The 14,769-nt window shown below is 64.4% G+C and carries 13 protein-coding genes; 9 read left to right on the forward strand and 4 right to left on the reverse strand.

The features are described from left to right. Window positions 1-15: 15 nt before the first annotated feature. Entirely contained in the window at window positions 16-1,845 is a 1,830-nt protein-coding gene (typA, locus tag ABGV18_RS08785) for a translational GTPase TypA (RefSeq protein ID WP_396581424.1), read from the reverse strand. 249 nt (window positions 1,846-2,094) lie between these two features. On the opposite strand from typA, the gene ABGV18_RS08790 reads away from it, so the two are divergent. The 9 genes from ABGV18_RS08790 to mltF all read left to right on the forward strand — a co-directional run bounded on the left by ABGV18_RS08790 (window position 2,095) and on the right by mltF (window position 11,787). Continuing rightward, on the forward strand, window positions 2,095-4,185 hold the full coding sequence (locus ABGV18_RS08790; protein ID WP_396581423.1) for a BCCT family transporter: 2,091 nt from the start codon (window positions 2,095-2,097) through the stop codon (window positions 4,183-4,185). A gap of 173 nt (window positions 4,186-4,358) precedes the next feature. After that, entirely contained in the window at window positions 4,359-5,243 is an 885-nt protein-coding gene (dapF, locus tag ABGV18_RS08795; protein ID WP_396585696.1) for a diaminopimelate epimerase, read from the forward strand. A 103-nt stretch (window positions 5,244-5,346) separates the two neighbouring features. Then, on the forward strand, window positions 5,347-6,048 hold the full coding sequence (locus ABGV18_RS08800) for a DUF484 family protein (protein ID WP_396585697.1): 702 nt from the start codon (window positions 5,347-5,349) through the stop codon (window positions 6,046-6,048). A 6-nt stretch (window positions 6,049-6,054) separates the two neighbouring features. Then, complete coding sequence (locus tag ABGV18_RS08805; RefSeq protein WP_396585698.1) at window positions 6,055-7,059, forward strand: tyrosine-type recombinase/integrase; 1,005 nt, start codon at window positions 6,055-6,057, stop codon at window positions 7,057-7,059. Window positions 7,060-7,138: 79 nt separating this feature from the next. Beyond that, a complete protein-coding gene (gene hslV / locus ABGV18_RS08810; protein WP_396585699.1) occupies window positions 7,139-7,687 on the forward strand; it encodes an ATP-dependent protease subunit HslV in 549 nt (182 codons plus the stop codon). Further along, entirely contained in the window at window positions 7,684-9,018 is a 1,335-nt protein-coding gene (hslU, locus tag ABGV18_RS08815) for an ATP-dependent protease ATPase subunit HslU (RefSeq protein WP_396585732.1), read from the forward strand. Before hslV ends, hslU begins: the two co-directional genes overlap by 4 nt. 20 nt (window positions 9,019-9,038) lie before the next feature. Beyond that, window positions 9,039-9,497: a gamma-butyrobetaine hydroxylase-like domain-containing protein gene (locus ABGV18_RS08820; protein WP_396585700.1), complete on the forward strand. Its 459-nt coding sequence runs from the start codon at window positions 9,039-9,041 to the stop codon at window positions 9,495-9,497. A 35-nt stretch (window positions 9,498-9,532) separates the two neighbouring features. Further along, entirely contained in the window at window positions 9,533-10,276 is a 744-nt protein-coding gene (ubiE, locus tag ABGV18_RS08825; protein ID WP_396585701.1) for a bifunctional demethylmenaquinone methyltransferase/2-methoxy-6-polyprenyl-1,4-benzoquinol methylase UbiE, read from the forward strand. 2 nt (window positions 10,277-10,278) lie between these two features. Further along, window positions 10,279-11,787 (forward strand): membrane-bound lytic murein transglycosylase MltF, encoded by a 1,509-nt coding sequence (mltF, locus tag ABGV18_RS08830; protein WP_396585702.1) that lies wholly within the window; start codon window positions 10,279-10,281, stop codon window positions 11,785-11,787. A gap of 66 nt (window positions 11,788-11,853) precedes the next feature. Here the strand turns inward: mltF and pyrF are convergent, their stop codons facing one another. The 3 genes from pyrF to rpsA all read right to left on the reverse strand — a co-directional run bounded on the left by pyrF (window position 11,854) and on the right by rpsA (window position 14,729). Beyond that, the gene (gene pyrF, locus ABGV18_RS08835; RefSeq protein ID WP_396585703.1) at window positions 11,854-12,558 is read right to left on the reverse strand and encodes an orotidine-5'-phosphate decarboxylase; all 705 of its coding nucleotides are present in this window, start codon (window positions 12,556-12,558) and stop codon (window positions 11,854-11,856) included. A 2-nt stretch (window positions 12,559-12,560) separates the two neighbouring features. Next, on the reverse strand, window positions 12,561-12,857 hold the full coding sequence (locus ABGV18_RS08840; RefSeq protein WP_396585704.1) for an integration host factor subunit beta: 297 nt from the start codon (window positions 12,855-12,857) through the stop codon (window positions 12,561-12,563). A 198-nt stretch (window positions 12,858-13,055) separates the two neighbouring features. Further along, a complete protein-coding gene (gene rpsA / locus ABGV18_RS08845) occupies window positions 13,056-14,729 on the reverse strand; it encodes a 30S ribosomal protein S1 (RefSeq protein WP_396585705.1) in 1,674 nt (557 codons plus the stop codon). Between the last annotated feature and the right edge of the window lie 40 nt (window positions 14,730-14,769).

The following is a 14,769-nucleotide window of genomic DNA, read 5'->3' on the forward strand; positions in this document are numbered from 1 at the left end:
GCGCCGAGACGAGATTCAGCCCTTGCGGCCAGCGCGCTTGCGCTCGTTCTCGGTCAGGTACTTCTTGCGGATGCGGATCGACTCGGGCGTGACTTCGACCAGCTCATCATCATCGATGAACTCGAGCGCCTGCTCAAGGGTATAGCGCTCCGGCGGGCTGAGCGTCAGCGCCTCGTCGGTGCCTGCGGCCCGCACGTTGGTCAGCTTCTTGCCCTTGAGCACGTTGACGGTCAGGTCGTTGTCTCGGGCGTGGATGCCCACTACCTGGCCTTCATAGACCCCGTCACTGTGACCGATCATCAGGCGACCGCGATCCTGCAGGTTGAACAGCGCATAGGCCAGCGCCTTGCCGGTGTCCGAGGCGATCAGCACGCCGTTGTTGCGCTGCCCCACCATGCCCGGCTGGTACGGACCGTAGTGATCGAAGACCGAGAACAGCAGGCCACTGCCCTGCGTGGCGGTCAGGAACTCGGTGCGGAAACCGATCAGGCCGCGCGACGGAATCATGAACTCCAAGCGCACCCGGCCCTGGCCGTCGGGTTCCATGTTGCGCATTTCGCCGCGACGTTCGCCGATCTTCTCCATCACGCCGCCCTGGTGCTGCTCCTCGATATCGACAACCAGCTGCTCGTAGGGTTCCTGCTTGGCGCCGTCGACTTCGCGAACGATGACCTCGGGACGCGACACGCCCAGCTCGTAGCCTTCGCGGCGCATGTTCTCGATCAACACCGACAGGTGCAGCTCGCCACGGCCGGAGACGCGGAACTTGTCCGGGTCGTCGCCTTGCTCGACCCGCAGGGCGACGTTGTGTACCAGTTCGCGATCGAGCCGCTCGCGGATCTGGCGACTGGTCAGGAACTTGCCTTCACGACCGGCGAACGGCGAGGTGTTGACCTGGAAGGTCATGGAAACGGTTGGCTCATCGACGGTCAACGGCGGCAGCGCCTCGACATTCTCCGGGTCGCAGAGCGTATCGGAGATGTAGAGCGGATCGACGCCGGAGAAGGCGATGATATCGCCCGCCTGGGCCGAATCCACCTCGACCCGGTCGAGACCGTGGAAGCCCATGATCTGCAAGATGCGACCATTGCGCACCTCGCCCTCACGACCGATGATCTTGATCGTGGTGTTGGTGCTGACCTTGCCGCGCTTGATCCGGCCGATGCCGATGACGCCCACGTAGGGGTTGTAGTCGAGGCTGGAGACCTGCATCTGGAACGGGCCATCCGGGTCAACGTCCGGGGCCGGGACGCGTTCGGTGATCGTCTCGAACAGCGGGATCATGTCGCCGTCACGGACGTCGTCATTCAGACCCGCGTAGCCGTTGAGCGCCGAGGCGTAGACGATCGGGAAATCGAGCTGATCGTCACTGGCACCCAGGCGGTCGAACAGGTCGAACACCTCGTTGATGACCCAGTCCGGGCGCGCACCCGGGCGATCGATCTTGTTGATCACCACGATCGGCTTGAGCCCGTGCTCGAAGGCCTTCTGGGTCACGAAGCGCGTCTGCGGCATCGGCCCGTCGACCGCGTCGACCAGCAGCAGCACCGAGTCGACCATCGACATGACCCGCTCGACCTCGCCGCCGAAGTCGGCGTGTCCGGGGGTGTCGACGATGTTGATGCGCCAGTCCTCACCCTTGGGAGAGTGCCATTTGATCGCCGTGTTCTTGGCCAGGATCGTGATGCCACGCTCCTTCTCGATCTGGTTGGAGTCCATGATCCGCTCACCGTGGTCGGTGCGGGCATCGAGGGTGCCGGATTGCTGCAACAGGCGGTCGACCAGCGTGGTCTTGCCGTGGTCAACGTGGGCGATAATGGCGATATTACGAAGATTGGCGATCACAAAAAACGGTCCAAGGGATTGAAATAAGGGCGCGCAGTATAAACACAAAAGCCGAATCGACCGAGTTGCAAACGCAAAAGAAAGCGGCAACGCCGTCAAGACATGGCTCGAACAGACAGGCGGGTGGCCGCAAAGATTAGCAAAAGCGGGGCGAGGCTGATATACCTAGGAGGTCCTGGTCGCCGAGTGCCTCGGCCGGGCATTGCGCGACACCGCCTACAAAAACGCACGAGAACGCAGGGAGCCCCCATGAGCAGCACCCCCACTGTCGGCAAGCACACCGTGCTCTTGATGCCGGTCTTTTTGCCCGCCGTGGCCGTCATCGCGCTGCTGGTGATCGGCACCGTCATCGATCCCGATCGCGCCGGTGACGTCTTCGCCCAGGTCCTCGACTGGATCACCAACGATTTCGGCTGGTTTTACATGCTGGCCGTGGCGATCTTCCTCGTCTTCTTCATCGCCGTGGCCGTCTCACCCTGGGGGCATATCAAGCTCGGCCCGGACCACTCCGAGCCGGAATACAGCTTCCCCTCCTGGTTCGCCATGCTGTTCTCGGCCGGCTATGGCATCGCGCTGCTGTTCTTCGGCGTGGCCGAGCCGGTGCTCCACTTTGCCAGCCCCCCGGATGGCTCGCCCGAGACCATCGAGGCGGCCAAGCAGGCGTTGCAGATCTCGTTCTTCCACTGGGGCTTTCACATCTGGGCGATCTACGGCCTGGTGGGCCTCGTGCTGGCCTACTTCGCCTTTCGCCACGGGCTACCCCTGTCGATGCGCTCGGCGCTCTACCCGCTGATCGGTGAGCGCATTCACGGCCCGATCGGCCACACGGTGGACGTGTTCGCCATCCTCGGCACGATGTTCGGCATCGCCACCACGCTGGGTCTGTCCGTCTCGCAGATCAACGCGGGCCTGAATTACCTCTGGCCGCAAATCCCGGTCAACACCACGGTGCAGATCATTGCGATCGCGTTGATCACGGCCGCAGCGACCGTCTCGGTGGTCGCGGGCATGGACAAGGGGATCAAGCGCCTCTCGCAGCTGAACATGATCATGGCGATTGCGCTGGTGCTGTTCGTCTTCCTGATGGGCCCGACCATCTTCCTGCTCGAGGCCTTCGTCGAGAACACCGGCTTCTATCTCTCGAACATCGTCGAACGCACCTTCAGCCTGCAAGCCTATGAGTCCAACGACTGGATCGGCAACTGGACCCTGTTCATCTTCGGCTGGACCATCGCCTGGGCACCGTTCGTCGGGCTATTCATCGCGAAGATCAGCCGCGGGCGCACCATCCGGCAATTCGTGCTGGGCGTGATGTTCGTGCCGACAATCTTCACTTTCTTCTGGTTTACCGTCTTCGGTGACACCGCGCTCAACGCCATCATGCACGAAGGGGCCGACGCCCTGATCGGGCAGGTGCAGACGGACAAGGCCATCGCCCTGTTCAAGCTGTTCGAGTTGCTGCCGCTCACGCCGATCATCTCCTTCCTGACGATCGTGCTCATCATCACCTTCTTCGTGACCTCCTCGGACTCCGGCTCGCTGGTGATCGACTCGCTGGCCTCCGGCGGTGCCATGCAGACCCCGGCACTCCAGCGGGTCTTCTGGGCCGTACTCGAGGGCGTGGTCGCCTCGGTGCTGTTGCTTGCCGGGGGTCTCGGGGCCTTGCAGACGGCCTCGATCACCGCGGCACTGCCGTTCGCGATCATCATGCTGATCGCCGCGGTGGGCATGTGGCGCGCGTTGCAGATCGAGGGGCATCGCGAAGTGAGCCTGCAGCACCACATGAATGCCGGCCGTCACGGCAGCCTCGGCGGCGTCGATAACTGGCGCAAGCGGGTAACCAACATGATGAGCTTCCCGAAGCGCGAGCCCGTCGCCGCGTTCATCAAAACCGATGTCGCCGAGGCGATGGATCAGGTGCGCGACGAGTTGAGCGATCAGGGTTGGCCAGTCGAATCCCATTTCGACGAGGAACGCTGCCGCGCTCACCTGAACGTCACCAAGCCGGGCGAGATGGAATTCATCTACGAGGTGCGCCTGCGCGGTTACGCCAAGCCGGGCTTCGCTTTCCCGGAGCAGGATCGCTCGCTCGACGGTGACAGCCACTACTACCGCGCAGAGGTCTATATGCGCCGCGGTGGCCGCTCCTACAACATCTACGGCTACGACCGGGAGACGGTCATCAGCGACATCCTCGACCAGTTCGAGAAATACATGCACTTCCTGCACACCTCCCCGGCCATCCTGCCGTGGAAGATGGAAGAGCATGACGATGACCTCCACAGTGATCGAATACGTGAGCTGGGCAACGGCAAGAGCGGGCCGACGACCGACAGCTGATCGTCCCGCGCGGACGACACTCGGATCGACCCGACAACCCGCCACGGCCGTGGCGGGTTTTTTGTGCTCGAAGATTCGCTGAACACCCGAACCAACCGGGGTTCCCGCCGCTGGCAATAGAGTCGGATGATAGAATTGCTGGCATCACGCACCCCATCACGACGAGGCATTCCATGGCCGAACGGCTGGCATTCACCAAGATGCACGGACTGGGCAACGACTTCATGGTGGTCGATGCCGTCAGCCGCCCCCTGCCGATCGCCGACTGGCTGACCCCGACGCGCATCCAGGGCTGGGCCGACCGCCACTTCGGCATCGGCTTCGACCAGTTGTTGCTGATCGAGGCGCCGAGCGGCACGAAAGCCGATTTCCGCTACCGGATCTTCAACGCCGATGGCGGCGAGGTCGAACAGTGCGGCAATGGCGCACGCTGCTTCGCGCGCTTCGTTGCCGAACGCGGACTGACCGACCGGCGCGAGATCCGCGTCGAGACCGCCGGTGGGCCGATCGTGTTGCATCTGACCGACGACGAGCGCGTTCGGGTCGACATGGGCAGACCCCGCTTCGCCCCCGAGGCCATTCCGTTCAAGCCGCCAATCACGGCGAGCCAGCCGCCCTACACCCTGATGCTCAGCGGGCACCCCGGCGGGCTCGACCGGGTCACGCTGGAGGCCGTCTCGATGGGCAACCCGCATGCGGTGGTTCAGGTCGAGGATCTCGAGCGCTTCCCGGTGGAGGCCGTGGGCACAGCGCTCGAGTCGCACCCGGCCTTCCCGCGACGGGTGAATGTCGGCTTTGTCCAGCAGCATCGCCCCGACCACATCGACCTGCGGGTGTTCGAGCGGGGGGCAGGCGAGACCCTGGCCTGCGGCACCGGGGCCTGCGCGGCCGTCGCCGCCGGCATTCAGGCCGGGCGACTGCACTCGCCCTGCCGGGTCGATCTGCGCGGTGGCGCGTTGTCGATCGAGTGGTCCGGCCGCGAGGGCGACTCCCTGTTCATGACCGGCCCGGCAACCTTCGTCTTCGACGGCGAAATCCCGATCAACCCGGCTGATTGACTGCAATGACGACCGCATTGCCGAGTCTGGCATGCGGGGGTAAGGTGAACGCTATCAGCGCCCGCAGAGGCGCAAGCTGCCAATAACTATCAAGGGATTACGCATGAGCGAGAACGTGGCCTTCGAACTTGCCGATACGGACGCCGAGGTCGGCGATCAGCAAACACCGAGCACGGAGACGGTGCTTAACTATCTGCGCGCCCATCCGGACCTGTTCCTCGAGCACCCGGAAATCCTCGATCACATCGACCTGCCCGGCCCACCTCAGCCGATCGTCTCCCTGCATCACTGGCAATTGCGCCGCTGGCGCGGCCAGGCCCTCCGGCACCGCCACGCCCTGGACCAGCTCCACCAGGTCGCCGCCGACAACGCCGACGCCGACCGCCTGCTGCACCGCTTTTGCGAAGGGCTGCTGACCGCCACGGATCGCTCTCCGGCCGCGCTCGAAAAGCAGATTCAGGCCGACTTCGAGGTCGACACCTGTCGGGTCGTGCCGGTGGCCGATCTCGACAAGGAGACCCGACGGCTTCTCGCCGGCTGGCTGGACAACCCCACCCCCTTCTGCGGCCGCCCCCACGACACGGTGCGTCAGACCTTGTTCGGTGATGCACTGCCGCAGACCGGCTCGGTGGCCCTGATCGCCGTGCCGGCTCGCGGGTCTGGCCCCACCCGCCACATCGTCGCGTTGGGCCGCCGCCTGCCGGATGGCTTCAATCCCGCCCAGGGCACGCACTTTCTCGAACAGATCGGCGAACTCGCCGGGGCGTTTCTCGAGCAGGCCGCGAGTGACAGCGACAGCCACTGATCGATCATGCCCGCCGCCCCGCTGACAACAGCCTTCGACCGGGCGACCGAGGCACTGGACGCCGATCATCGGCTCAACCCGCTCACCCGCAAGGCCTATCAGGCCTCGTGGTCGCGGCTGGCCGACCACCTCAACACCCTCGGCATCGAATCGAGCGCCGCGATCGACGATCGATCGCTGCGTCGTTTTCTCGCCGAGCTAGCCCGCGCCGGCCAATCACCCCGCTCGATCGCCCGCCACGTCAGCGCGGTCAAGCGCCTGCTGGGCTTCTGGCAACGCCTTGGCCTCGATTGCCCGGCCGACCCGCTGTTGCTCAAGGCGCCAAAAGCCCCGAAGCGGTTACCCAACGCCCCGGATGTCGAGACGCTGACCCGCCTGCTCGACGGCCCGAGCGCGTCGGCCGACGCCTCAGAGAAAACACGGAAAACCCCGGCGCAACAACGCACCACCGAAATCCGCGCCTTGCGGGATCGCTGCCTGTTCGAGTGGCTCTACGGCAGTGGCCTGCGACTGGCGGAAGTGGTGGGCCTCGACCTGACCGATCTTGATCTGGCCTCCGGGCAGGCGCGGGTCACCGGCAAACGCGACAAGACCCGCATCGTGCCGGTGGGCCGCCAGGCCCGTGCCGCGATGCAGGACTGGCTGGCCGCCCGCCGCGAATGGGATCGGACCGGCACCACGGCCGTGTTCATCAACAACCGCGGCCGACGGCTGTCGGCCCGCTCCGTGCAACTGCGCCTCAACCACGCCTCTCGTCAGGCCGGGCTCGAGGCGCCATTGCACCCTCACCAGTTGCGTCACGCCTTCGCCACGCACGTACTCGAATCCTCGGGCGACCTGCGCGCCGTTCAAGAGATGCTGGGACACGAAAGTCTCTCGACCACCCAGATCTACACCCACCTCGATTTCCAGCACCTGATGGGCGTCTACGAGCGCGCCCATCCCCGCGCCATGCGCCACGGCAAGGGAACGCCCAAGAACGATACCCAGAGCAGCGACGAGCCGGGTTGAAAAGCCCCCCATCGCCTACACTGTCTTTCGTTCAGATCGACCCATCGGCCCACCCATCAACCGGAACCGACCGTTTTCCATGGCTCACCACGAAGACACCCTCTACGGCACCACCATCCTCTGTCTGCGCAAGAACGGCCAGACCGTCATCGGCGGCGATGGCCAAGTCACGCTCGGCCACACCGTGGTCAAGGGCAACGCGCGCAAGGTGCGCACGCTCTACGACGGTAAGGTGATTGCCGGGTTTGCCGGCGCGACCGCCGATGCCTTCACGCTGTTCGAACGTTTCGAGGCCAAGCTGGAGAAATACAGCGGCAACCTGCTGCGTTCGGCCGTGGAGCTGGCCAAGGACTGGCGCACCGACCGCATGATGCGCAAGCTGGAGGCGATGCTGGTGGTCGCCGATCGCAACGCCATGCTCACCATCAGTGGCAACGGCGACGTGATCGAACCGGAAGATGCGTTGATTGCGATCGGCTCCGGCGGTGCCTATGCCCAATCGGCTGCCACCGCGCTGATGCGCCACTCGGACCTTTCCGCCCGGGAAACGGTGGAAACCGCGCTGCACATCGCCGGCGATATCTGCATCTATACCAATCACAAGCTCACCATCGAAGAACTCGACTGATGAACCTGACTCCCGCACAGATTGTCTCGGAACTCGACAAGCACATCGTCGGCCAGCATGCCGCCAAGAAGGCGGTCGCCATCGCCTTGCGCAATCGCTGGCGTCGCCAGCAGGTCGACGAGCCGCTCAAGAGCGAGATCACGCCCAAGAACATCCTGATGATCGGCCCGACCGGCGTGGGCAAGACCGAGATCGCCCGCCGGCTGGCCAAGCTCGCCAACGCGCCGTTCCTCAAGATCGAGGCGACCAAGTTCACCGAGGTCGGCTACGTCGGTCGCGATGTCGAATCGATGATCCGCGACCTGGCCGAGTACGCCCTGAAGATGGTGCGCCAGGAGGCCATGGTCGAGGTGAGGGATCGCGCCAAGGTGGCCGCCGAAGACCGTGTGCTCGACGCCCTGCTGCCCGCCCCGCGCGATCCGTGGCAGAACGACGACAGCCACGGCGAGGAGGCCTATCGCAATACCCGCACGAAGTTTCGCGACAAGATCCGTCGGGGCGAGATGGACGACCGCGAGGTAGAAATCGAGTTGCGTCAGGCCCCGGCCGGCATCGACGTGATGACCCCGCCGGGCATGGAGGAGATGGCCAGCCAGTTGCGCTCGGTGTTCCAGAACATGGGCCAGGACAAGACCCAGACCCGGCGCATGACCGTCGCTGAAGCCCTTTCCGCGCTGACCGACGAGGAGGCCGCGAATCTGGTCAACGAGGAAGAGATCCGCGCCGAGGCCGCCGACCGTGTCGAGCAGAACGGCATCGTGTTCATCGACGAGATCGACAAGGTCGCCAAGCGCGCCGAACAGGGCGGCGGCGAGGTCTCCCGCGAGGGCGTCCAGCGCGACATGCTGCCGCTGATCGAGGGCTCGACCGTCAACACCAAGGTGGGCATGGTGCGCACCGATCACATCCTGTTCATCGCCTCGGGGGCCTTCCACGTCTCCAGCCCCTCGGACCTGATCCCCGAGTTGCAGGGCCGCCTGCCGATCCGGGTCGAGCTCGAGGCACTCTCCAGCGACGACTTCGTCCGCATCCTCACCGAGCCGGACGCGGCACTCACACGCCAGCACACCGCCCTGCTCGCCGCCGACGGGTTGACCATCGAATTCAGCGACGATGCCATCCGACGCATCGCCGAAATTGCCTACGAGGTGAACCATCGCACCGAGAATATCGGCGCCCGGCGTCTGCACACGGTCATGGAGCATCTGTTGGAGGAGTTGAGTTTCGAGGCGAGCGGCGAGAACAAGACGCTCTCGCTCGACGCCGACTTCGTCGAGGAACGCCTGGGCGAACTGGCCCGCGACGAAGACCTGAGCCGCTACATCCTGTAAGGGAACACCCGAGGTATCGCATGGCAACCAACCCACCCGCCCCGCGGCAGATTCGCCTGGCCAAGGATCGCCGCTCGCTGAGCCTCGTCTTCCCGGACGGGGCAGCCTTCGATCTCGCCGCCGAGTACCTGCGCGTCTTCAGCCCCTCGGCCGAGGTGCGCGGCCACGGCGGGGGCGAGATGATGCTGGTACTGGGCAAGGAGCGGGTGAAGATCCTCGACGTGCAACCGGTGGGTCGCTATGCGGTCAAACTCGTGTTCGACGACGGGCACGACAGCGGCCTGTACGACTGGGGGCTGCTGCGCGAGCTGGGCGACCGGCGCGACGAGCACTGGAGCTACTATCTCGAACGCCTGTCTTCCGCGGGCGTCGAGCGCGACCCCGAGGGCGCCGAACCGGCGGCCCCTTACGATGTATTATCGGCAGGTAGCAAGGCAACCAAGACCGACGATTCATCGGGGTCATCGACGCGCGACTAGCGGTCACCCCCGCATCCCTGACGAGAGAACCGACCATGACCGAGAAGACGCACTTTGGCTACCGGGAAGTCCCGCGCGAGGAGAAGTCCCGGCTGGTGGGTTCGGTCTTCGACTCCGTGGCGGGTCGTTATGACCTGATGAACGATGCGATGTCGTTGGGCATCCATAGGCTGTGGAAGCGCGCGGCACTGGAATACACCGGCCTCAAGCGCGGTGGCCAGGCACTGGATTTGGCCTCTGGCACCGGTGATCTCGCGGCGCGCATGGCGCGCATCGTCGGTGACACGGGACTGGTCGTGCTGTCCGATATCAACGCCAGCATGCTCGCCATCGGGCGCGAAAAGCTCGACGAGCAGGGCATTTTCAACAACGTCGAGTACAGCCTCGCCAACGCCGAAGATCTGCCGTTCGAAAGCAACCGCTTCGACTGCGTGACCATCGGGTTTGGCCTGCGCAACGTCACCGACAAGGCCCGCGCGCTCGGCGAGATGGCGCGCGTGGTCAAGCCCGGCGGACGCGTGGTGATCCTCGAGTTCTCCAAACCGACCAATCCACTGGTCGAGCGCGCCTACGACGCCTACTCCTTCTCCGCCCTGCCGATGATGGGCAAGCTGCTGGCCAATGACGCCGACAGCTATCGCTACCTGGCCGAGTCGATTCGCATGCACCCCGATCAGGAGACGCTCGAGCGAATGATGCTCGACAATGGCTTCGATCACGTCGACGTGCACAACCTCAGCTTCGGTGTGGTTGCCATCCACGTGGGCTTCACGTTTTGACGATGGCCACGCGGCCACGCGGGATCGGTCGATGGCTGATCCCGCTGCTCGGCGTGGGTGCCCTCTTTGTCGCACCGCTGGCCTGGTGGATCCAGACCTGGACGCCGGCCGATCGCCCAGTACGACTGGCCGCCATCGATGTTGCCGAGAGCTTCAAGCGCAGCCCGCAACTCGATCAGGTGCAGGATCGCGGTGTCCTTCGGGTCGCCACCCTGATCGAGCCGACTCTCTACATCCCCGACAGCTACCGCCCCCAGGGGCTCGAATACGACCTGACAGGCCGATTCGCCGAGCGCATCGGCGTCGACGTGGAATACGTGGTGGTTCCGAGCATCGAGGCCGCCTACGAGGCGGTGGCCCAAAACCGGGTCGATCTCGCCGCAGCCGGGCTGGCCATCGATACGGCACGCATGCCGCGCTTTCGCTTCGGGCCACCCTACCTCACGGTCAGCCGCAAGCTCATTCATGCCACTGACCAGCCGACTCCCACCGGCCTTGACGCCATCGACGGCGCCACCATCGCCCTGCCGAGCGGATCGGCAAGTCGGTTCTGGCTCAAGCGGGTCATCGCTCAGGACGACAGCCTCGATCTCAACGTGGTTGAGGCACAGGACAAGCTCGCGATCCTGGAGGGCATCCGTCACGGCGACATCGACTACGCGTTGGTCTTGTCGCATATCGCCCTGCTGGCGCACAAGCTCTCCGACGAGGTCGCGATGGGCCCAATCGTCGGCCCGCCGGTGGCCTTGGCCTGGGTGTTCTCACGCCAGGCTGACGAGTCACTGCTCCGGGTGGCGCGCCATTTCTTCGCCGAAATCCGCAGCGACCAGCAGCTCAAGATGCTGGTCGATCGTCACTACGCCCAGTTCGAACGGCTCGACGAGTCACTCTCAAGACGGTTCCTGCAGGATCTGGAAACGCACGCCCTTCCCTACCTCGCCACCTTCCGGCAGGCGGGCGAGCGCTACGAAATCGATTGGCGACTACTCGCCTCGGTGGGCTACCAGGAATCCAAATGGCAACCCGACGCCGTTTCCCACCAGGGCGCCTACGGGCTGATGCAGATCGTCCTGCCCACGGCACGGGATCTTGGCCTGAGCGATCCCACCGACCCCACCGCCAGTATCATGAGCGGGGCGAAATACATCGCCCAGCTGCGTGAGCTCGTCCCCGAGGAGGCGACAGAGCCCGACCGCACCTACCTGGCGCTGGCCGCCTACAACGTCGGCATTGGCCATCTCCGCGATGCCCTCGAACTGACAAGCCGACAAGGCGGTGACCCCGCTCAATGGGCAGATGTACGCGAACGCCTGCCTCAGCTCTCGGATCCGGCGATCTATCGAGACATGCGGTATGGCTACGCCAACGGCGACGAGACCGTCAACTACGTGGAGAACATTCGCGCCTTCCACGACCTGATGATCTGGGTGGCCACCCGCAAGGTTCTCCTGACCGAACGACAGTCAACCCCGTCTTTGCCGCGAATGGCGATGACAAACAAGTCATCATGAAAAACGCCCGTCTCGACGGGCGACACGGGCGTTTGGGTTTTTCGCGCAACACGCGCGGCTCGCGGGTTAAAGCGCAGCGACAATCGCCTCCAGCGCCTTGCCCGGGTCTGCCGCGGCCGTGATCGGCCGACCGATCACGAGGCTGGTCGCCCCGTTTGCCAACGCGTCAGCGGGCGTGACAACGCGCCGCTGGTCGTCGCGGGCACTACCTGCTGGACGCACCCCAGGCGTCACCACCAATCCCGTCTCAGCCGGGAACAGCACTCGCATGGACGCCGCCTCGCGAGCCGAGCACACCACCCCGTCGAGACCGGTCTCGGCGGTCAGTCGGGCAAGCCGCCCAACCTGAGCCTCCGCCCCGTCGGCCACCCCGATCTCGGCGAGATCGGCATCCTCCATCGAGGTCAGCACCGTCACGGCAATCAGGGCCGGCGCATCCTCGGACGCCCCGATCGCCTCACGGGCGGCCTCGAGCATCCGCCGGCCGCCGCTGGCATGGACGTTCACCAAGGCGACGTCCAAGTCGGCCGCCGCCCGGCAAGCCTGGGCCACCGTGTTGGGGATGTCGTGAAACTTCAGGTCAAGGAAGACCGGAAAACCGCGCTCCCGCGCCCATTCGACGGCCCTCGGGCCGAGTGCCGTGAAGGCCTCCTTGCCGATCTTGATCCCGCAGAGCGACGGATCGAGCGCGGCAAGCAATTCCCGCACCCTTCCCTCATTCGCGGCATCCAGCGCGACGTAGATACGTGGCTGGGCCCGTTGCCGAGCCACGCTCAGTCCTCCTGCTTCACGGCCGCGTTGACACGCTCACGCAATTCCTTGCCCGGCTTGAAGTGCGGCACGTACTTCGCCCCCAACGAGACGGTCTCGCCGGTCTTGGGATTGCGGCCCAGGCGTGGGCGGCGATAGTTGAGCGAGAAGCTGCCAAAACCGCGGATCTCGATCCGGTCACCGCTACTCAACGCGTCCATCATCTCGTCGAGCATCAGGCGTACCGAGGTCTCGATATCGCGCATGGGCAGGTACTGCTGGCGATCGGCCAGCCGTTCGATCAGCTCCGACTTGGTCATCGATCAATCTCCCGTTGCCGCCCCCGAGGGGCGCACAGCTAATGTTCGGCAGACCCCCGGAAAGTCGTAGGGGATCTTAAGGAAATTCGCGGCTCCCCGCTCGCCTGTGGGCCGTGGTTCGACCCGAAAATCGGGCGGGGACAACCATAAAAAACGCCATCACAAAGGATGGCGTCTTTCGGACACGACGGTTCCGAGTTACTCGGAGCGGCCGAGCTGTTCCTTGAGCAGGTCACCCAGGGTCGGCGACGAGGTGCTCGGCGCCTTGCTCAGCTCATCCATCGCCTCGGTTTCCTCGGCGTGATCCTTGGCGCGGATCGACAGGCTGATCATGCGGTTCTTGCGATCGATACCCATGAACTTGGCCTCGACTTCCTCACCTTCCTTCAGGACGGTGCGGGCGTCGTCGATGCGCTCGCGGGCAATGTCGGAGGCGCGGATATAGCCTTCGATGCCTTCGGCCAGTTCGACCACGGCGCCGCGGGCGTCGACTTCACGCAGCGTGCCTTTGACGATGGTGCCCTTCGGGTTGTCGGCCGCCCAGTCGGACAACGGATCGTCCTCGAGCTGCTTGAGGCCCAGCGAAATGCGCTCGCGCTCCGGGTCGATCGCAATGACAACGGCCTCGAGTTCCTCGCCCTTCTTGAACTGGCGCACGGCTTCTTCGCCCGCCTCGCTCCAGGACAGATCGGAGAGGTGAACCAGACCATCGATACCGCCGTCCAGGCCGATGAAGATGCCGAAGTCGGTGATCGACTTGATCTGGCCGGCAACCTTGTCGCCCTTGGTGTGCGATGCGGCGAAGGCATCCCACGGGTTCGGCTGGCACTGCTTCATGCCCAGCGAGATCCGGCGGCGGTCCTCGTCGATGTCGAGGATCATCACCTCGACCTCGTCGCCGACGTTGACCAGCTTGCCCGGGTTGACGTTCTTGTTGGTCCAATCCATCTCGGAGACGTGTACCAGACCTTCGACGCCATCCTCGATCTCGACGAAGCAGCCGTAATCGGTGATGTTGGTGACCTTGCCGAACAGGCGGGTGCTGGTCGGGTAACGACGGGAAATGTCGCTCCACGGATCCTCGCCCAGCTGCTTGAGGCCCAGCGAAACGCGGTTGCGCTCGCGGTCGAACTTGAGCACCTTGACGTCGATCTCGTCACCGATGTTGACCATCTCGGACGGATGCTTGACGCGCTTCCACGCCATGTCGGTGATGTGCAGCAGGCCATCGATGCCGCCCAGATCCAGGAACGCGCCGTAATCGGTGAGGTTCTTGACGATACCGCGCAGGACCATGCCTTCCTGCAACTGCTCGAGCAGAGCCTCGCGCTCGGCGCTGTACTCTTCCTCGACCACGGCACGACGGGAAACGACCACGTTGTTGCGGCGCTGGTCGAGCTTGATGATCTTGAACTCGATGTCCTTGCCTTCGAGATACGTGGTATCCCGAATCGGGCGCACGTCGACCAGCGAGCCCGGCAGGAATGCGCGGACATCGCCGAGTTCGACGGTGAAACCGCCCTTGACCTTCCCGGAAATGCGGCCGGTAACGATTTCCTCGTTGTCGAAAGATTTCTCCAGCTTCGTCCAGGCACGGGCCCGCAGGGCCTTTTCGCGCGACAGACGGGTCTCGCCGAAGGCATCGTCGACGGCATCGAGGGCCACTTCGACCTCTTGGCCGACGTCGAGGTTGACCTCACCGTTGTCGTCGCGGAACTGTTCGGTCGGGATGATCCCTTCCGACTTCAGACCGACGTCGACTGTGACGTAATCGTCATTGATGGCAACAACCTTGCCGTAGACGATGGACCCCGCCTGCATGACGGTATTCTGGAGGCTTTCTTCAAAAAGCTGGGCAAAACTTTCAGACATTAATCCGCATTTCCAAAGGGTTGACGACTGGACGTTCCTG

The sequence above is a fragment of the Guyparkeria halopsychrophila genome (assembly GCF_044582135.1).
Classification (GTDB): Bacteria; Pseudomonadota; Gammaproteobacteria; order Halothiobacillales; family Halothiobacillaceae; genus Guyparkeria.